The following is a 20,933-nucleotide window of genomic DNA, read 5'->3' as shown; positions in this document are numbered from 1 at the left end:
GTATCAATTTACACGTGCAGTCAGTCATCAGGCCGCAGGACTATCGAGCAATGCCGCACTGTCTTTCAGTAAACCAAGTGCTTTCTCGAAATCGAACTGCTTGATGGCCTGATCCACTCTCGAGAACCTATCCTGACCCAGTAGATGGTTCAGCAGGTCGAGATTATCGTCGAGCACATCGCTGGCTTCGCTGTCGTCCTCAGCAAGCAGGCTGCAAAGCTGACTCATGACCTCCGTTGCCTTAGAGGCATCAAACGCTGTCAGAGTGGTTGTGCTGATTTGATCCGGAGGAACTGCGGCTTTAAGGGCCGCGATCATTGTGGACTGCGCCTGTGCAAACGGCACGATTTTAGCCTCAATGGCATCACGTGCGACGCCATTTCTAACCATTTCCTCTATCTCAGCGGCCATTGCCTGCAGTCCAGATGCGCCGATATTACCGCTAACTCCTTTTGCGGAGTGTGCAATACGCTCGGCCGTAGTACGGTCTTCCGCATCCAGCGCGGTCCGTAGTTCAATGGTGGTATTTTCCTGGTTGGTAATATATTTACGCAGCATGCTCAAATAAAGCGGCACCTTGCTAAGCACGCGGCGCATGCCGAGTTCCACGTCGAGGCCATCAATCACTGGCAAAGTCGCCGCTACAGTAGCATCGTGTTTCGGCGCTACTACCTGTTTTTGTGAGTTTACTGATACGCCAGTTTCCGTCGCGATGTGGTGGGGCTTAATCCACTTGAGCAGAGCATGGAACAATTCGTCAGGGTCGATCGGTTTGGCGACATGATCCACCATACCGGCCTCAATGCACCTTTCCTTATCCTGCTGCATAGCATTCGCTGTCATAGCGACGATAGGAAGATCTTTGAATCGCCCATCTTTTTTGATTTCCAACGTGGCAGTCACACCGTCCATTAGTGGCATCTGCATATCCATCAGCACGATGTCGTAGACTTTCTTGCCCACCATATCCACGGCTTCCACGCCGTTGTTCGCTATATCTACTGCAAAACCGGCATCCTCCAGCAGGCCCATCGCAACTTCCTGGTTAAGTTCGTTATCTTCTGCTACCAAGATGGAGGCGCCATTAATTACGGCCAAGTCATCCATGATGCTTGACACGTCACGCTCGCTAATACGCGCTTCCTCAACTTGCCCTCCTAACATCCGCATAGCAGTGTCGAACAACTGGGAAGAGTTCACTGGTTTGATCAGCACATCTTCTAGTCCTGCATTCTCTGCCTCTTTCATCACTTCCTCACGGCCGTAAGCAGTCACCATCACGAGATGCGGAATCGTGTCCAGTGGAAGCATGCGAATAGCCTTGGCCGTTTCAATACCATCCATGCCCGGCATACGCCAATCGAGAAAAACGATTTCATAAGGATTACCTGCTTTTGCTGCCATCTCCACTGCAGCTAGTGCTTCGCTGCCTCCGGGCACTTGGTCAACCTTAAATGACATGCTGGTCAACATATCTTCCAGCACGTTACGCGCCATTTCGTTGTCGTCTACTACCAGCACATGGCGACCTCGAAGATCCGGGTTAGGGATCAGATTTTTGACATGGCCAGCGGTTTTGCCCAGCCTTGCAGTAAACCAGAAGGTACTGCCCTTACCAAACTCACTCTCTACCCCAACGTCGCCGTGCATCAGGTTAGCGAGCTGTTTTGAAATGGCTAAGCCTAAACCAGTGCCGCCGTATTTTCGACTAGTCGAGCTATCTGCTTGCTGAAATGACTGAAACAATCGGCTCCGCTGTTCTTCGGTAAGACCGATGCCAGTATCGCGCACACCAAAATGTAGCAGTACATCGTTTTCGTTTTCTTCCAGCACTTTAGCGCTGATGACGACCTCACCTTCTTCGGTAAACTTAACTGCGTTATTGGCATAGTTGATGAGAATTTGTCCCAGACGTAACGAGTCTCCGTTGAGATGCTTGGGTACCGTCTGGTCGATGTCGAATACCAGCTCCAGCCCCTTGGCGCTGGTTTTTTCTGAGATCAGGTTGGCGACGTTGTCTAGCACCTTGTCCATCTCAAAGTCTGCGCTCTCTATGGCGAGCTTGCCCGCCTCAATCTTGGAGAAGTCCAGGATGTCGTTGATAATGCCAAGAAGGTGCTGGCCAGAACCTTGGATTTTTTTGACGTAATCGCGCTGCCGTGCCGTCATGTCGGTTTTCAGTACCAGGTGCGACATGCCGATAATTGCATTCATCGGGGTGCGGATTTCATGGCTCATGTTGGCGAGGAAGTCCGATTTCATCTTGGTAGCGTCCTCTGCCATTTCTTTTGCTTTTTGCAGTTCTTGTTCAGCGAGTTTGCTTGCGGTGACATCTACGGTCACGCCATACATATCCTTGGGTTTGCCACTGGCGTCGCGAACAATGTGGCCCATGGCATGAATCCAAACGACGTTGCCATCAATCGGGCGTTTATAGGCATAGGTTGCATCATATCTGGGAATTGTGCCTTCAACTGCCGCTTGAAAGTTGGTCAGTGTGACCGCTGCTGCTTCTTTATCCCCAGCCTCAACGTTTGCAAACCACTCCTCCATCACATGATAGCGCCAGTCTGAACGTGGCGGATCGCCATAAATCTTCGAAGCGCGTTCGGATGAGTTGTAATACCCATCGGCGTTGTCGAGTGGAATGTGCCAGTAGCCTGCATTGGTAAGATCCATCGCCTGATCATTAAGGAAATTGGCAAGCGCCAACTTTTCCTGCGCATAAATACGCTCGGTGACGTCACGTATCGATGCACAAACGCAAGCACCTCTGCCGCCAAGGTTAGGCAGACGGCTTAAACCGACCTCGACCGGAAACTCGCTAGCATCCTTACGAACGCCTCGCAGATTCAGTCCTACACCCATTGCCCGAGTGCCATCTTCTGCCATGAATTTTGCTCGATTGGCCGAATGCCCACCACGAACACTCATCGGCACAAGATTATCAACGCTCCGTCCCATGAGTTCGCCGTGCTCGTAGCCAAAGATATTTTCGACTTGTGGATTACACAGAATAATGACGCCGTTTTCATCGACAACCAGCATGCCGTCAGGCGCAGACTCCAGAATACTGCGGAACCAAGCCTCGGTCTGCATGAGTTCTGCCTGTTGCGCTTCCATCTCAACAGACTGCTCTTCCAGTTGCGCAGCCTGCATTTCCATACGTCTAGCCTGCTGCTGCGTCTCTTCTAAAAGATGCTGAGTACTCACTGTACGCTCTAGAATTTCCATGTTCATTGCTAGCATTGGCATCATTTGCTCTAGCAATGCATTGGCTTGCTGATCAAAAAGCTCAAACGAAGCAACTTCTAATACTCCGAGCAATTTATCTGTGTGCATGATGGGCATTACTTCAATACATTTTGGTACAGCCTCACCTAAGCCAGAGCTAATTTGTATATAGTCCTGCGGTGGATTGCTTAGTGTGATGGGCGTTTTTTCGAACGCACACTGACCAACCAGACCTTCACCAATCATAAAGTATTGGCTAAGTTGCTTACGCTGACCATAGCCATAACTGGCAAGTAATCGTAGGCGATTACCTGATTGGTCCAAGATATAAAAAACCGCATGGCCAGCATTCACCAATGGAGCAACTCGTGAGAGGAAGTCTTGCGCAAGCTCAGTGAAATTTTTCGCCTGCTGTAACTTGGTCGATATTTCTGTCACATGAGTTTTGACCCAGCTTTGCGATTCCATGTTGCGATAAACACCCTGCAACACGGCAACCCCTCGGCTAATCTCACCTAATTCGTTTTGTTGATCCTGATAGGGGATGGTTTCGTTCAGCCTACCTTCAGACAAATTGACAATGCCGACTCGTAAGGCGTCAAGCGGGCGGGTAATTGATCGAGTGATTGCAATTGCAGCAAGGAGCAGTGCTGCCACACCGACCACTAGAAAATAAGCGGCTTTCCAAACCTCACTCTCGTAAATCGAGAGTGACTCTTGGTTCATCCTGACAGCGTTTCCAGACGCAATATTAAAAATATTGTCGAGACGTTCGGCTACTAATGGACTAGGATTTTTCGGGTTGCTGTCTTTGCATCGCTCCCAAGCAGCACTTTGACTTACACTATTAATTAGCCCGTCGCTCTGAATACCATCCCTCAAAGTTGCGATGGTTTCGTTGGTGTAAGCGATCTGATTCTTATACTCGTTTTCTAGCTTCGTGATTAGTTGCGGGTCGCCAAGAAAGGACTTCCTGATGATAGCAATATCATCGAAAAACTTTTTATGATGAGTATCGAGGCTTGCAATTGCAACCTCTCGTTGGACCGGGTCTGTTTCAAAAATTGCATCACGGGTCAAACGGCGCATATACATCAACGTGAACTTCATATCACGGGCTGTATTCGTCGTGACATGTGGGTGCACAAAAAAGTCCTGTTGAATCTCCTGCATCCGATTCAACTGTGGGAAAGTGGACCCACCTACAATGAGAGTGCCAAGAATAGCGATGGCCGCAAAGTAAAACATGCGTTGCGACACGGTCTTACTCTGAAGGATATTATAGATTTTTTTCATTCTGACTCCTGCATCTCTTATACTTAATCATGCAGCCAAAGGGTAAGTCAAGCTTTTAATTGATAGACAACTGCAAGCTGTTTTGAGGCCTATGCTGGGCAAACGGGTTAATGCCACGCTAATTTGAATGGCGCTACCATCCATGTGCAGTGCATCAAGCGTGTTCATATCAACAGCATCGTCAGCCTCGGAAAAGTCTTTCCATGCAGGTACTACAACTTGCGCACGTTGGCCAATGAGTGTGTCAAATTTATAGCCAAAAATAGTATCTGCCTTAGGATTACTCAAAATGATGACACCACGCTCATCAATCACCAACATCGCATCTGCAGACTGCACAATGCAGCGATACCACTCTTCCGTTTTCTGTAGCTCTGATTGCTGAGCCGCCATCTCAACAGATTGCTCTTCTAGCTGGGCGGCTTGCACCTCCATCTGGATAGCGCGCTCCTGTGCCTCTTGCATCATCTGCTGTGCAGAAATATTCTTGCCTAAAATCTCCATAGTCATGGCAATCATGGGCAGCAAGGCATCAAGCAAGGCTGCTTCACGCTCACCTATATTCTGAAACGAAGCAAGCTCCATCATGGCAACCAGCTCACCACCATGCATTATCGGAAGCACTGTCACCACCCTTGGCGTCGACTCGCCTAAAGCTGAACTGATTTTTATATAATCTTCAGGCGGCTCAGTGATCGTGATAGTTTTCTTTTCGAGTGCACTTTGCCCAAGCAGGCCTTCGCCCAACACTAGCTCTTGATTGAGGTTTTTACGCTCACGCCAGCCATAGCTAGCCAGAATACGTAACTGATTTTCCTCGTGAAGGTATAACACGCCAATGCTTGCTCCGAGTAAAGGGCAGGTAGCAGACAACAATCTGCGTGCAAGCTCTTCGTAGCTCTCTGCTTGTTGTATCTGGGCTGAAATTTCCGTGACGTATGTCTTAATCCAGCGTTGCATTTCCATGCTGCGATAGACTTTTTGAAGTGACTGGATTGCGCGGGCGAAAGCGCCGATTTCATTCGGATAGTCAGTATTTGGGATTACGTCGTCCAACCTACCTGCAGCTAGGCCTTCTATCGAGTTGCGTAATCTGTCGTTCGGCCGCTGGATAGACTTGCCAACAATCAATCCTACAACCACCCCAATGCCAAGACCCAATAACAACAGCAATGAGGCAATCTTATTGCTTCTCTCGGCAAGTTTTGCCAACTCTTCTGCCGTATCGTATGCACCGTTTTCCATAATTTTAGTAATGGCAGTGAGCGTGTCATCAGCAGTGTCGATGACATAAAAGAACTCTTGCCTAGCAATATATGCCACAGCCTCATCTAGTTTGTGACTATCCTTACCCATCAATTCCATCGTATGAGCCACATTGCGTTGGTATTGCTCGAATAGATTGTCGAATCTAGCTAGCATCCACTTTGCATCTTCACGAAAAATGTGTTTGCGGGCTTCATCGAGCTCTGCTTGCAAAGTAACCTTAGCCTTATCGAGCCTGAGCTGCGCTTTTTCACGCTCCACTACATTCTGTGCCAACATCATCTGCTGCAAACTTCTCCCCATGTAGATCAGGTTGATGTTAGCTTCCTTGAGATGGGATATCCCCAGCAGTTCTTTCTCGTAAATTGTGTTGGATTTTTCACTCATCACACGCATGCTGTTGATGGCATTAACCCCAACCATTGCTGCAATCATGAGTCCAAAGCCAAAACCGATCAGCAACTTGGTGGTTAATGTCTGTTTTTCAAGTGCAGGCAACTGTATATTCATGCAATATCACTTTCACAATAATTAAGTCCAAGTATAAAGCCAAATTAATTGACCAACCAACTGGTGTTTGGAGTTTTATTTTTAGATTAATCTGACTTCATTTTTCCAGTTGTGCTCAGTAATCTTTCTAAAAGTTTATTGCCCATCTTACCTTAACTTGAAATGACTATACGACCGCCCGCTTCGATGGTAATTGGAATAGCAATCAGCGACTCACCTTCGCAATCCCCACGAATACAATAACCATCCTGCCAGCGAAAACGTGCATAATGGACATTGCAGCTAATACTGATGTGCGACTCTAGTATCAGATGCTCATCATTTTCAGACAGCGGCACACCAAAATGTGCACAGCGATTGACGTAAGCCACAACATTTTGGCCGCTGCGTAGCATAATAAACTTAAACGGATTCAGGTTGTTTGTATCAGACTTGAGTTCAAGTGATGCTATTTTTGCGCCTCCATCTGGAATATCCGTCAGGATGCCGAGCTCAGTGCCAACACTTGGGGCATTAGGAAGGTCAAACCAGCGCAGTGACGATGATGTAGCCATAATAGTGCGTCAGCTCTTGCGGCGATATAATCGGTGAAAATGATCAATAGCAGTAAACATAGCATTGCCCAGTACACCGATATTCTCTGATTGCCCAATGAAGAGAAGCCCTTGCGGTAAAAGCGCGTGATGGAACTTCTTAAATAAATCATCTTGTAAATTACTCTTCATATAGATGAGCAAATTACGACAACTGACCATATCAATATCCAGCGGGGGTTTTGCGCTGATCACATTCTGTTTGTAGAATTGGCAAACGTTGCGAATAAACGGCTTGACTTGATAATCATGACCCTTGTGATCAAAATATTGCTCAAGCACTCTTGTTTCCACTTCCTTAAATGCGGTTTGACGGTAGCTACCAGCTTCGGCAATTAATAGCGCATCAGGGTTTAAATCGTAACCAATGATTTCAATCTTGTATTTTGGGTAATTGTGTCCAAGAAGCTCGGCCAGCAAGATAGCAATCGTGTAGCACTCCTCCCCAGATGCACAGCCAGGAACCCACACGCGAATAGCATCGCCTGGCTTTTTCTGTGCAATGAGTTCCGCTAGAAACTTACTCATCACAGCAAATGCCCTACTATCGCGAAAAAACGATGAAAGCGAGACCAAAAAAAGATGTTGGAGGATACCGAGTTCAGTAGAGGTTTTCGTAATGTAATCGACATACTGCTCGAACGAGTCCATTTTTAGCGTCGTCATTCTACGTTCAATTCTGCGCAGCAAGGTTTCTTCTTTGTAGCTAGAAAAATCAATCCCTGTTACATCATTGATCTTTTTTACCAAGCTTAGCAGCAGTAAACTATCTACTAAACTCCTCTTGCTAGGAATATTAGCAACGGGATGCACGTTATTTTTCGTCACAGTCAAAGTTTTTGCACTATCTGCGCTAGATGGGAACATTGCAGTCAATCGATGAGCAATGTCCTCGGGGGCTAGAATCTCATCGGCTACGTTAGCATGTATGACGGATAAGGGCATCCCTGTAAATGCTGCAGACTCCGGACTTTGAGCTATCGTCTTGCCTCCATGAGCCTTGATAGAACGGCAACCAGACAACCCATCAGAGCCAGACCCAGAAAGAATTATGCCAATCGCTTTTTTGCCAAGATCCTGGGCAATAGAGTTAAATAAAGCATTCACAGAAGGGCTAGAAATATAGTCTGCAGACGTGGGTAGCAACTGTATGCGTCCATTTTGTAGCACACCTATACATGCTGGAGGAATAACGTAAACATGGTCTGGCAACAACACGTCATTCGACTTTAGCTCAACTACAGGCAAACTTGTTGATCGATCAAGCATCTTTAATACTAAACCAATGTGACCATCCTTAGCCATGTGTTGAGCTATAACGTAGGCTACTTTCCCATTGTAAGAGAGCTTTGCGAGCAATTTAATCATCGATTCCAACCCGCCCGCGGATGCCCCGATGCCCACAATGTAAGTGCCTTTTGCTGATGGGTTGAACGTCATACTCAAGATTATACTACTAGGCACTATTTAAATAATTAAAGTACATAGTGCGCTGTGGGTTTCGCCCATGCTGATAAACACCTAACTACTTTCGCTGACTAAATGTCTAAAAAAATAGTGTCGACTCAGATTTCAAATATTGCGGTTGTCTTTCCAATTTGGATTTTAGTGGAATCTGACTGTTATCTGTTGTGGCTAATGATTACATATTTTTAAAATCACAGCTTATTTTGCATACTTGTTTAATCCATAATGCGGAATTATCAATTCCCTATTATTCCATATTTTGATTACCTATCTTATTGGATAATACATTTCTTTAATATGAGTTTTATCAATTTGGTGTGTGAGTTGAACTTCATACTTATGATAGCCATTTCTGTCTGTCTTCTACTGTAAAAGCAAAGTAGCGATGAGGGATAATTAGTAATTAAAAGGAGTATCAATGACGAAAGCAATTAGTTATGCAGCCCATTCTGCCAAAGAGCCTTTATCTTTTCTTCAGTTTGAAAGACGTGAAGTTGGCCCTAAGGATGTACAACTAGAGATCTTATTTTGTGGTGTTTGCCACTCAGATTTGCATACAGCAAGGAATGAATGGCAAAACGCTGTTTACCCAGTAGTACCAGGACATGAAGTTGTCGGTCGGGTGACTAGTGTGGGTGCAGACGTCAAAACATTTAAAGTGGGCGACTTAGCTGGCGTGGGTTGTTTAGTTGATTCATGTCGAGTCTGTGCGGATTGTACAGACGGCCTAGAGCAATACTGCGATCACGAAGTTTTTACTTATAACAGTCCTGATAAACATACAGGAAAAACGACTTATGGTGGCTATTCAAACCAAATAGTGGTTGATGAGCATTTTGTACTGCATATCTCAGACAAGCTAGATTTAGCTGCTGTAGCACCTTTGCTATGTGCAGGCATTACGACTTACTCACCACTAAAACACTGGAAAGTTGGTGTGGGCAGTAAAGTAGGCATTGTTGGGTTAGGCGGTCTTGGTCATATGGCAGTGAAACTTGCTCATGCCATGGGTGCGCACGTGGTGTTATTTACGACTTCTACTAATAAAGTTGAAGATGCTAAGCGATTGGGTGCAGATGAAGTTGTGATTTCTAAAAACCCTGATGAGATGAAAGCACATCTCAATAGTTTTGATTTCATATTAAACACAGTAGCTGCAGCACATAATCTAGATGTGTTTACCGAGTTATTAAAGCGTGACGGCACAATGTGCTTGAATGGTGTTCCAGAACACGCTCACCCTTCACCAAACATTGGCAGTTTAATCTTTAAACGCAGACAAATTGCTGGCTCATTAATTGGTGGCATTAAAGAAACCCAAGAAATGTTAGATTTTTGTGCTGAGCACAATATCACTTCTGATATCGAGATCATCGCAATTCAAGATATCAATACTGCTTATGAGCGTATGCTCAAGGGTGATGTGAAGTATCGTTTTGTGATTGATATGGCAACATTGAAGGCATAGCAGCTACAAAGATGCAGCCCTAGAAGTTGGTAAAATAACTCTCCAGTTGAAAAATCTTTGGCTTTTAACCCTCTTTTTTATTAATAAATGGTATTTACCAACTGATGCCCCTGTTCTTCTAGCAAGCCTTGGGGCATCTATATTAAGCATGAGTTATAAACTTTCTACGCAATCTAGCCTTCACTGAATTTAAGTTCTTTTCATTGTTAAATACCTTAACTGATATGCTTATTTAATAAATGTCCGTTAAGGGGATTAATTTGTCCTTCACTAAACCTTTCACATTGAAAATAAAGGTAGATCCTTGGTAACAAAGCCTATTTATAAAAAAACCTAATCTAGTGCTTAGAAATACCCCTCATCATCCTTAGAAGTAAGGCTACTTAGTATATCTTCCCTAGTTTTTAACAATGATTCATCAGGGCTCTTCAAAAGTTTATCCATGACTCGTAGTACGGCCAAAGCACTCGGTAATTACTCGCAAGCACTGAATGTTCAGCACGTTCAACTCTTTATAACGTACTTAAACTGATGCATGCTCTATACGCAAAATCACGCATGGAGATGCCCCTTACCTTACGCTGGGCTGATATTACCTCTCCCCAATAGCTAATAGTGTCTAAAGCATCTATGCTGATTGGAGTTGCATGAGGCATTCGCTTAGCCGTCATGTAGCTATATGTTCTGTGACATTAAAGTTGGTAACTAAGAAACCACTGATAAACAATATGTTATAAATATCCATGCAGAACATTAAAGTTGGTAACTTGTGCTAACTCCATTTTTTGAAATCTTTATAAGTATTATTCGAAATTAACAGTTATTTTTGTATCTGCATTAAGAGTGATTTCATTTAGTAACTCGTGATCGACAGTTACGTCAGTAAAAGTTATGCATCTGAATCTTACCGAAGGCTCCTCAAAAACTACGTTTAACCTTGCCGGATTAAGTCCATCTTTTTCAAGTTGGTCTAAATAGTTGGTAGAGGTTTTGTCGCATACTCTAAGGAGTTGATTCAGTACTTCTTGGCCAGTGTCTGAACTAGCATAGAGTAGTCTGAAACACTCTGGTAAGTAAGCTCTTCTGTAAATTGGAGTCGTACGCTCAGATATGTCTTTATGTGATCTCAATTCAGAGTCAGTCACAAAGCCAATTGATGCTGATTTTAAATTACGTTCGCGTCTAATTACATCATTCGCGACTTTAAGTATCGCCAGCATCTCAGGATTAGAGGTTTCTGGAATGCCATGAAACTCATAAAGAAAAGCCCGCTTATCAATAGCCTCAATTTTGTATTTATTATCAACTCGTAAAAGTTTTAAACGTATAAAAAAAGTCGCTGATATGCGAACGCCTCCGATGACTCGATTGTTGGTATCAATCACAAAGAAAGAATCTAAATTTTCGATTTCCTCCATACCACTTACAGAGATATGATTACCCCTGACTTGCATTACAGACTGATATTTCTTACCTTTGGGTCGCTCATAATGTACTGCTCTTTGAGTTCTTAAGCCTGCAATTGGGTTCCCATGCTCATCTAGAACTTGAATCTGCCCACTGCTGTAATCAAAAGTGAACCGGTTTGCATGGTGGCCTTCTGGCAGCTCTATTTCTATCGAGACATCAATAGGTTTTTTAGTGTTCGTTTGTTTTTTTGTCATTGACTACTCTCCAGTTCAGTTTCGACATTATTGAATGTCTACTAAACTCTGGGAAGTCCACACCCTGCGTAGGCAGAAGCGTTTGAAACACTTCCGGCAGAGTTAGCCCCCCATGTAACGTTTCTACTTTTTTCTTATGCTGAGTAGAGAGTCGGTTGCATCATCTTGCAGCCCTTTAATAATTGCCCCTATCCAAGTATCCAACTCGACTATCCTTACAAAATGGGTCGGCACGGGATATGGGGGGCTAAACATACTGAAAAACACATCGCGGCAAACATAAAGCTCCATGTTCTTAATTTCAATATTATCCACTAAGGGCCAATTGAGTAATTGCAACAACCGAGATCGGCTATTCTCAAGAAACTTTCTGCGCCTTACCATTTTCATCAACTGACCACGTCTATCATCTTGGCTTCTGCCGAATATAGTATCTCTTAAACGGCGTCCATCTTTGATGGTATAAGGTGGCTTGTTATATTTGCACTCGACAATCATCACTAAGTTAGTTTCTGGCCAGTAAGCAAATACATCATAATCGCCGACGTCATCAAACCTTTCTTCAGGGAATCGCTGATAAAAATCGATGCCGCGAATAACATAAGATGTATAGCGAAGAAATATTTCCTCTGCACGATGTTCTAGCTGGCGCTCAATATCCTCCTTAATCGCACGAATGAGCGGATCAACATTCTTCCATTTAAAGTCCGCGGGGAGATAGCCATCCCTGACAGCTGCTGTCCAGATATTCAGAGCACGACTGGCAACTTCCGCTCCCCAGCGGAGCTCGTCGCCATCCCGAATCAATGGTCGAATAGCATATCGATGCGCTCGCTTACTGCGCTCCCAATATGGCACCTCAGCTTCGATGATGTCTCGCTCTCCCAATTGCAGAATGCCGGTTTCTGAAAGTGTTAAAAACTCAACTATATTTACAGCCTCGGCAAGCTCTAACCTGTCGACATTCTCAGTCAAAATCTGGGCAAGCTTTTCTGCTGTCAAGGAATAGGATAATGAAGGTTCTGTACCTAATCCACTCCTTACAGGCTGAGCCAACACCACTAATACAACGAGGAGACTTTCCAATTCAAAACCGGTATCCGCTAGGAAAGCGGTCTTTAACTTTTCGGCAGATAGCAATTCTCTTGATGCCCCTTCAACAGCATCATCATGATTAACGCCTATTCCAAGCCTGAAATTTGAGGAGTGTCGAATGAACTCACTATTTCGTTCATCATGATTACCCGAGTAATAAACATCGGGAATATATGAACTATTAATTACCACTCCACCAACATCAATTCCGTTGTGTAGTACATCGCTGGCACCAGTAAGCACCATATACCAATCAACCAATGCACCAAGCTCTCGGACAGTTTCATCAGTGACATCTTCATTTCCTGTAATGACAGAGCTGACAGTTTTTTCCAAAAGGTACCGATAGTGTCGGGAGATATCACCGTAGTCTTTGCGAGCATTCTCAATAGCTTCATGCCGGTCATACTCAACAGCATGTGCAAGACTCATCTTGGCTCGTTCAATACGATTTCTTTCTGTAGCTAGCAATCCATCATGCTGTTCAATCAAAGCGCGTACAAGTTTACGTTTATCAAAAGTCGCCAATCTGCTTTCAAGGTATTTCCGAAAGCTTGCACTGGCCAGATCAATTTTCTCTTTTGCACTTGTAAGTTCATATCTGCCAGGTGCCAGATCAAGTGCCAAAATCACTTTAGCCAACTGCTTCCGCGCTAGTTTGTAATCACTTGGTGTTGGAATGACTGGGTTAATATAAATTGGTACGTCTACACGCTGATGGACCACTTTAAGATGGTAACGGGCCTGTTCAGCGGCTATGGCTACAAATCGCTCAGTGAACCCTTCAGGTAACTTCAAGCCTATTGCACGGTGGCATGAATCAAGCACTTCAATCAAACATTGAACTTCGAATGATCCATCTTTTGCAGAATTTAGCCCTGCCAACACGGCTCGCGTATTTACATGAATGGTGAAGATGCCATCATCTTCCGGACTGGCCTCCACGGCAGTGACGACACTTTTGAACACCTCAATGGGTTGGGGTTCCTCCTGCCCGACTACATGGTCATTTTCATCAACCATACAGTCAAACAATATGTAGGGTTGTTGAAATAGTTGAATATCCGATACCAGTTCGCGGCAACGACTAGTACAGTCAGCAATCATTTGGGAAAACAGATCAAGTAAATTGGCATTTTCAGCATCTCGCCCACTCTTCAATGTCATGACTGTTTGCGCTGTACAGGCACCTATTTCTGTTGAATATGCATGGGCGTCATGATGTCGTGAATACAGTCCAACCACTCCTGCCGTTTCTAAATCTAATCTCCACCCTTGGGACCCATCTGGAAAATAACTAGGAGCCATTGACCAAAACTTCGTCAGTGCCTGAAAGCGCCATGTTGTTCCCCAATGTGGGTCTAAAGTGATCAGCGCAGGAGAGACTGCACCATCAACTAAGACGCCATGAGTATCCCTAAAGGAAGCGAACATGTCTGCAGCCCCACTCGACATTGGATTGAGTGCGTGCCTTTCACCATCTACAAAAGCCCAGAATTTATCTAACTCGGAAAAGTCATCTAAGCTATCGAAAATTGTGAGAAGGTCGGTGAGGGGTAATAGTCTCGTAGGCTTTTCAGGAATGTCGATCATTCCGATTGCTGTTCCACCCTGAGTCACTGCGATTAATATCTTGAGTTCCTCTGCTGTGGGGCCAGCACCATCTTTTCTAGATGATATTAATGTCGGTCCATTAACAAGTCGAAATTTGACTGGCGCACCACGTCTGACCTGATCAAATACAACACTAGCAACTTTGGAAAGCTTTGAAACTGACCCATGATCACATGCACAAATTAGTTGAACGCCAGACTTAGTCGAAATCAGACTGCTGATGGGAAAATCCTCTATCCACTTTTCTCCAACCTGAATCATCAAGGGCCCTAAGATTGCGCCCTTGATTCGCTCTGCAATGAAGAAAGCTAGTCTACGGTGAGTTTTATTTGTAACCTCAATCCCGTCCATATTGCCCCAGTGATCAATCACAACAGCCGGAGCACTTCTTACAGATATAGGCAGCCAAGACTCTTCAGTTTTTAATGCCACATAGGGAAGAGCCATTCCTTGCATGAAAGCATCTCCAAACCTATCCCGTGATATTGGAGCATCAAAACTACCAAGCTGAACAGCAAGTGCATCACCAGCCACATTTCGCCAAGGTTCAATATCGGCGTCGACCTTGAGCAAGGCTTCCTTACATTTCACCCAGAACTCTTCAGGCGGAACCTCTACATAACCTGCTTTTGCATCGTCACTTAATTTACCTAGCAAATCAGGGATGGCTTCAATGATTGAGGACTGCAAGGCGATCGCAAGATTCATATGAGCCAGCGCTTGAGGAATGTGTGCATAGGTAATACGAAAAGATTCTATAAAATCAGGAATGCGTTCAACACTGCCTCCGTAGAAAATCGGTACATATCTATTCCCTAGTTTTGCCCTAATCAGCCCCCAATCAGATTCAGGCAAAAAGTCTTCAAGCATGGGGAATTCGGGCCAACAAGCATAGAGTTTCTCGGCAAACAGTTTGAAGTCTGCGTAGCTTTCAATAGGTAATGCTGATAGTGCATCATCTTTGCTGCTAAGCAGTATACCCCACGCGAAGATATGTTTTACAGGACTGCCAGAGTTCGCTGGCCACAAGTCCGATACGTTTAATGCGATAGCTACATCACGTCGACTATATTGGCTAATCAGAATGCGAGTTTGCTCAACCTGCTTTTGATAATTACTTTGATACTCACCCTCAAAGCTTTTCCCTTGTGCTCGTGACGCTCTGAGAGCGTTCAGGAAAGAGTCCAGATTTATATTCGCTCTATTCAGCCTTTTTCTAGGTTTTTTATGAGGCTTTTGACCCATGTCTTATTATCCTTATTAGGGTTGCTAAATAATTTAGTATGCGCGAAATTGTCCCAAATTAAGCCTCAATACCGCTGACCATATTTATCCCTCTACAAGACAAAAACGCGAACTTGGACTTCACCATCTTTTGAAGATCTTGGGCCCTCCAGATCAGTTTTCAAACCCTCAGAATTTGTTATCAAATGCTCGGGATCGTATACAACGCACCAAAGACTAGAGCAATCAGGGTGCTTCCGGTAATGCTCAATATCTATAATTAATTCATCGCCTATCTTCTTGGCGTGATTACGGTCTCGAACAATCTTCGTTTCAATAACCATCTGATGAGTGGGAAATAAGAAATCCATCCTAGTACTGGAACCTGCATAACTAGGAGTAAACTCTTCCGGCCTGATGTCTTGAATCCATGGTCGGAGCAAAGCATGTAGTAAGTCTTGAACATCATATTCATTACTAAAGGAAAGCGATTGAGCACCCTTGCGTCTATGGGTAAGTGGATGCATTGCCCGCTGCAAACCTTTGATGACTACTTCAAGTAATTCTCCGATTGTTTTGGGTTTTACTACTGGGGTTGTTGTCGGATTAGAGATAGAGGTAGACGCCCCATGATTAGATTGCTCTGCTACACCTTGGGGTAATACCTGCCCAAATCTGTAATAGCGAAGTCCATTTTCCTCAAGTACATCAACTACTCGTTGTCGTCTTTCCACCCAAGTATCATATTCTTCTGTACCTTTTTGGGGTGCTAGGTCCATAAACTCTTCTAAAATAACGCCGAGTACCGATAGGCTATCTACGCTCTCAACCTGACCAGCTCTGAATAACCACTCCTTCCACTTTGAACCATGGGATAAACCTGGGGGGTCTCCTGGAGCCCCAGCTGATTGAAAGAGAGCATCAAGCGTAGCGTGAGAACCAGTACTTGAAATCACTTCCCCAACGACAGCACACAATGATTTAGAAAGTCGCAATACTACCCCTTTCAATGAACAAATGATCTCTAAAGCCGGCTATAAGACTTCATCTAATGACCAAGCCTATGTTGGAGCAGGCGTTTCTGTATCTGAATTTTTCACTTGGAAAAGTACATCACCAAGCATTCTTGATGTATTAATTCCACAATAGATCAGCAAATAAACAGATACCAAACAAACAGAAGCAAGATCAAGATTTCCAAAACTACTGAACCATTGGACCTCATAGAAATACTGAAGAAACACCCCCTGCAGCAGGGTTAACGAAGTTGTTCCGGCGAGCCCATATGTAGCTATTGAAAAAATGGTTTCGGTAAGCTTTTCAAATTGAGAGGAAGATACTCGCACAATAAAGTAGCTATGCGATAGAACGGAGACAACTACATATATCCATATAATGTAGGATAGTGAACCATTTTCAAATATACTTTTAATTACATCTTTAGCCTCTTGTCTATACATTACCAGAACTGTGGAAAGCACAAATAGTACACACACCACGCAAGTTCGAAAACGATGAATTGTGGAAAAATGACTCATGCTCTGCTCCCATTAAACGCGGTAGCCTGAAGCTGCTCTTTATCAGCCTGGTCCTTGCCGATTAGAGCCCCCAATAAGCCACCGATAATCACTCCTGGAGCCCCACCTGCAGCACCGATGACACCACCTAACAAACCTCCCACCGCTGCGCTATCTGTGCTTGGTTCTGCAAGAACATCCCTAACTGTGTAAGGATTACCATTCAGCACAAAGGAGCTTTTACCTAGTGCACTTCTTAGCGCAATCCGATTTGGTGCAGTCACCCGCAAGTAAGTTTTCGTTTGTGTATTCTTGTCTATCACATAGAGTTTCATTGATTAATCCTTTACTGCACCTTTTTAACGATATGGACTTCACCCGCTTTAGTAGACGTTTTCTAACTTCCACTCGACTTCCCTAAATATCATAGACATTCAGGGAAGTCCACACATCATGGCGGCAACCAACTAAAACGATGCATATCGGCCACAGTTATAAAGCTATTGCCCATGTGTTATATAAATAGTAGTCAGCGGAAAATATGAGTTTAAGTGGGGACTACCCACCATATCTATGTGCATTGGTCTAAACTTAAAACTGGGTATGAGCACATTTATTAAGAATATGAAAAGTCCATCACATCAACTTGCAGATCTTTTACCTGCCGGCTTAAGCGTTTCTTGAACTCAAACTTAATCTCTTCCTCTTCGTACTTTTCTATATCCAATCCAAAATAACTAACAAGCACATCTTTCATCTGTTCAATATCGTAATTGTCGAAATTTGGAATGTAGTTAGTTTGATATTTACGATGAGCTAACTCTTTAAATGCTCTTGCAAATTTTTTGGGTTTAACTTCAACTCCAAAACGCTTTGTTAGTTGCTTAACGTAATGATCCAATGAGTGTAAAAGACTCTCATCTTCAATTTCTGAAAAGAAAAACAACCACCCCTTGCTCTTATTCTCATATACGCAGCCAGTTATTCTTAAGTTTAATCTCCAAAGTAAAAACCCCTCACTCTTTTTCTTTGAGTATTTATAACTAGTAAATATTGAAACCAGTGAGTGCTTAAGCCTCTCAACTGAGCCTGCTCTAGCAGTAATAATCCTAGAAGAAAACTGATAGCCTAAGTAATCAAACCCCTTACTAATCGGCCCTATACTAGATTTCTCGGGGAATTTGTTAGGGTCATGAATTTTTAGGCCAATTCTTTTAAACCTATTAATAACTAGCTCAGTTATTTCCTGGGCTCTTGCCGAAGAACAGAAAATTAAAACATCATCTACGTAGCGATAATACTTAATGTCACTTACTGTGCTCAGATACTTATCAATATTAGATAGGTAAATTGCGGCCAAAATATTTGAAACAGCCAGCCCTTGGGGAACACCTCGCTCAGAACGAGGATCAGAGGGCCTTGAACTACTCACTGTGGGGGCAGATATTGCCGAGGAAATCATATTTTTAATATTGGGACTGCGTACCGACCTACCTAAGCGAGACATTAACTCAGCATGCTTGATTGATGGATAAAAATTCGTGACATCAAGCTTGATGCAAGCGTCATAGTAATTACTACTTAAATCTGACTTAACTTTCCTTACAATATTCTGCGGTAAGTCAAACTTAACGCTATCTTGAAATACATCTGCAAGAAAATCACATAATGAACGCAGAGCTATGCGATCCCGTACTGTTGGGATTGATATTTCTCTTGGCACTTTACCTCGTCCCTTACTCACAAGCTTTAACTTATATTTGGTAAAATTATAGCTTCCAGACTTTGACTTTCTGGAGAGTATTCCAACTTGCTCATCTAATTGAGATCTGAATGCATATTGATCTAAATTGTCTATTCCAGTGGCTCTAGAGTACACAATATGCTCTGTAAATACTTCTTTTAATTTTTCTGCAGAGAAGTACTCTTCAAACTTGCTGCTAATACTCATTTTATTAGCTCTAATGACACAAAGATTAGGATAGGCAATATATATAGAAGCGCCAACATAAGAATATGACGAAAGCACCAATAACTAAGTGAAAGCCAATGGTACCAAGTGGGGCAGCGATCCAAGCCCTCCTTAAGCCCTGTTACCTTATTGGCTTTTCCTGGCTTTGTGACATATTCTATACATAGCGCCAGGTAATAATCCTTGTCTGTGTGATTTTCACAAACCCCAAGAATTTGCTCATATTCATCACCAAGTTTCGGAAGGTCAGAATTCGGGCTAAGTGATTTCAGATAGAGCCCGTTAAGTGTCTCGTAACTCTCTTTTATAAGTGCAGCTCTTTCTTTGAAGGATAGCCCATTGATAAAACCTGAGATACAGAGAACCAACACCGAAAATACAAGCCATGCTATTGTAGAAACTTCTGGATTGCTACTAGTGCCATCAGACTTCAAGTAATAGACTGCTGATGCAACACCTGAAAATGAATACCATAACAACAAAATCTGAGATTGAAATGCATTAGACAAAAGACGCTTCTCCGCTTGAATCCTTGCCTTTCTTGTCCACCAAACATTATCAGAAAATGCCATTGTGCTCCCCTCTTTAGTAAGATGTCCTAGGTTGTCATTAAGTTACATAGGATTAACACCCAAATAGGGCAAGCCACAAGGACTAAGAGATAACTCTCTTCAATATTAGTTGCACTCACGAATGAGTGAGTAGCCTAAACTACCACAACCTAGGACTGCGCTAGTTTAACATTCAAAACACTAAATTTAGAGTAGGGAATGAGTTATCGAAAAAATGCTACTTCTCTATTATTCATATCTAATACTGCCCCCCCATACTAATTCACTTAAAAAACACTAATTGATTGTTATTTCTCAAAATGGGAAGGTGTTGATCCAACCACCGTTTATCATTTACTTTTAACCATCTGAATATTTTGTACTCTTGTTTCAACAAAGATGCGCGATCGACTACATGCCCAGAATCAATCAAATATAAGCACTTCTTACGATACTGAATTTTTATGGATTCAATATCATTGATAAGTTCTGTTGGTGTGCAATGTTTAAATGCATTTGCCCAAAAGCATTTTGATTTAAAAAACTTCCAACTTCCAAACCACCAATGAATCAGTATTAGTCTTGTTGCATATGATGTTTTATCTGATGCCTCATTAATAATTCCATCCAGTAAATCTTGAGCTGAAGAAACTCCCCATTCAGCATTCATCAGCTCTAGAAAAGGCTTCCCGAATGAAGACTCAAACTCGATAAAATAATGAGAGTTAACTTTGCCTCTCGTAAAATAACCACGCCGATACATCTCGTCAACGAAAGTCTGTTTTATAACAGATGAAGAAAATGGAGTTTCACTGTCGCACAATGCTTCATACCCAAGTCGAGATAACTCAATGAGAAGCTTATCAAACATAGCATCCTGTTTCATCAGAATGCCTTGTGTATCAAAAGGCAGCATGAGTTTGTCATGCATTAGTTTTTTGCTGATTTTATGACTATGCAATTCGCATAAGTGTGTTGGACATTTTAAGGTTGTTAGTAGCTGATGTTTTCGGTGCCAAACTGCTACACCATATCGGGCTTCGTCTTCCTTTTTGCATATGTCGCATGTTTTCCAAAATCTATTTTTCAGATTTCCATAAGAAAACGTAGCTAAATTTTGAGCATCGACTCCCTCATTACCTAGATGCTTTTCCAATAATAACGTCCCTAAATGGGAGCTATCTTGAATGCTCAAATGCGGTAAAACAGGCATTATTTCTTCGACGGGCAAATCGGCTAATGAATAAATCCTCTTGCCGGAAAGCTTACGCAATCCTTTCAAATGGTCTCTATAGCCATTGGCATGTAGGTGTCTGGCTAATAACCCATATAAACCTTCATCACTAATTTCATTAACAAAATGCATGGCAACAAAAAATTAATCGAATATTGAAATATACCCTAATTCAATAGGTTATTTTTCTATGTTAATCACCTCATACAAGATTGCATAATAATATGT

Annotated in this window: 13 protein-coding genes; 1 reads left to right on the top strand and 12 read right to left on the bottom strand. The window is 43.2% G+C overall.

Annotation, left to right across the window (positions count from 1 at the left end; translation table 11 throughout):
• Positions 1-27: 27 nt before the first annotated feature.
• The 4 genes from ACSSU7_RS00200 to ACSSU7_RS00185 form a co-directional block, all read right to left on the bottom strand.
• Positions 28-4,530, bottom strand: a complete 4,503-nt coding sequence (locus ACSSU7_RS00200) for a response regulator (RefSeq protein ID WP_492516753.1) — start codon at positions 4,528-4,530, stop codon at positions 28-30.
• A gap of 27 nt (positions 4,531-4,557) precedes the next feature.
• The gene (locus tag ACSSU7_RS00195; RefSeq protein ID WP_492516752.1) at positions 4,558-6,306 is read right to left on the bottom strand and encodes an MCP four helix bundle domain-containing protein; all 1,749 of its coding nucleotides are present in this window, start codon (positions 6,304-6,306) and stop codon (positions 4,558-4,560) included.
• Positions 6,307-6,458: 152 nt separating this feature from the next.
• Positions 6,459-6,860 carry a Rieske (2Fe-2S) protein gene (locus ACSSU7_RS00190; protein ID WP_492516751.1) on the bottom strand — a complete coding sequence of 134 codons (402 nt, stop codon included), beginning with the start codon at positions 6,858-6,860 and terminating at the stop codon, positions 6,459-6,461.
• A gap of 9 nt (positions 6,861-6,869) precedes the next feature.
• Positions 6,870-8,339, bottom strand: coding sequence for a chemotaxis protein CheB (locus tag ACSSU7_RS00185; protein ID WP_492516750.1), 1,470 nt, complete (start codon positions 8,337-8,339; stop codon positions 6,870-6,872).
• A gap of 445 nt (positions 8,340-8,784) precedes the next feature.
• Here ACSSU7_RS00185 and ACSSU7_RS00180 point away from each other — a divergent pair, with 445 nt between their 5' ends.
• Complete coding sequence (locus tag ACSSU7_RS00180; protein ID WP_492516749.1) at positions 8,785-9,834, top strand: NAD(P)-dependent alcohol dehydrogenase; 1,050 nt, start codon at positions 8,785-8,787, stop codon at positions 9,832-9,834.
• Positions 9,835-10,637: 803 nt separating this feature from the next.
• Here the strand turns inward: ACSSU7_RS00180 and ACSSU7_RS00175 are convergent.
• From ACSSU7_RS00175 to ACSSU7_RS00140, 8 genes are all read right to left on the bottom strand, one after another.
• Positions 10,638-11,498, bottom strand: a complete 861-nt coding sequence (locus tag ACSSU7_RS00175; protein ID WP_492516748.1) for a hypothetical protein — start codon at positions 11,496-11,498, stop codon at positions 10,638-10,640.
• Between the two features lie 123 nt (positions 11,499-11,621).
• Positions 11,622-15,452 carry a hypothetical protein gene (locus ACSSU7_RS00170; protein ID WP_492516747.1) on the bottom strand — a complete coding sequence of 1,277 codons (3,831 nt, stop codon included), beginning with the start codon at positions 15,450-15,452 and terminating at the stop codon, positions 11,622-11,624.
• A 92-nt stretch (positions 15,453-15,544) separates the two neighbouring features.
• Positions 15,545-16,426 carry a PD-(D/E)XK nuclease domain-containing protein gene (locus tag ACSSU7_RS00165; RefSeq protein ID WP_492516746.1) on the bottom strand — a complete coding sequence of 294 codons (882 nt, stop codon included), beginning with the start codon at positions 16,424-16,426 and terminating at the stop codon, positions 15,545-15,547.
• Between the two features lie 66 nt (positions 16,427-16,492).
• Complete coding sequence (locus tag ACSSU7_RS00160; protein ID WP_492516745.1) at positions 16,493-16,969, bottom strand: hypothetical protein; 477 nt, start codon at positions 16,967-16,969, stop codon at positions 16,493-16,495.
• The gene (locus ACSSU7_RS00155) at positions 16,966-17,283 is read right to left on the bottom strand and encodes a hypothetical protein (protein WP_492516744.1); all 318 of its coding nucleotides are present in this window, start codon (positions 17,281-17,283) and stop codon (positions 16,966-16,968) included. The genes ACSSU7_RS00160 and ACSSU7_RS00155 overlap by 4 nt, the downstream gene beginning before the upstream one ends.
• Positions 17,284-17,564: 281 nt before the next feature.
• Entirely contained in the window at positions 17,565-18,899 is a 1,335-nt protein-coding gene (locus ACSSU7_RS00150) for a reverse transcriptase domain-containing protein (RefSeq protein WP_492516743.1), read from the bottom strand.
• Positions 18,896-19,492 (bottom strand): SLATT domain-containing protein, encoded by a 597-nt coding sequence (locus ACSSU7_RS00145; protein WP_492516742.1) that lies wholly within the window; start codon positions 19,490-19,492, stop codon positions 18,896-18,898. The genes ACSSU7_RS00150 and ACSSU7_RS00145 overlap by 4 nt, the downstream gene beginning before the upstream one ends.
• Positions 19,493-19,754: 262 nt before the next feature.
• A complete protein-coding gene (locus ACSSU7_RS00140) occupies positions 19,755-20,837 on the bottom strand; it encodes a TniQ family protein (RefSeq protein WP_492516741.1) in 1,083 nt (360 codons plus the stop codon).
• Between the last annotated feature and the right edge of the window lie 96 nt (positions 20,838-20,933).

This window comes from Methylotenera sp. E1MeOHC1 (genome assembly GCF_058745595.1).
The sequence above is the reverse complement of the archived record's forward strand: the minus strand, read 5'-3'. Positions and strand labels throughout refer to the sequence as shown.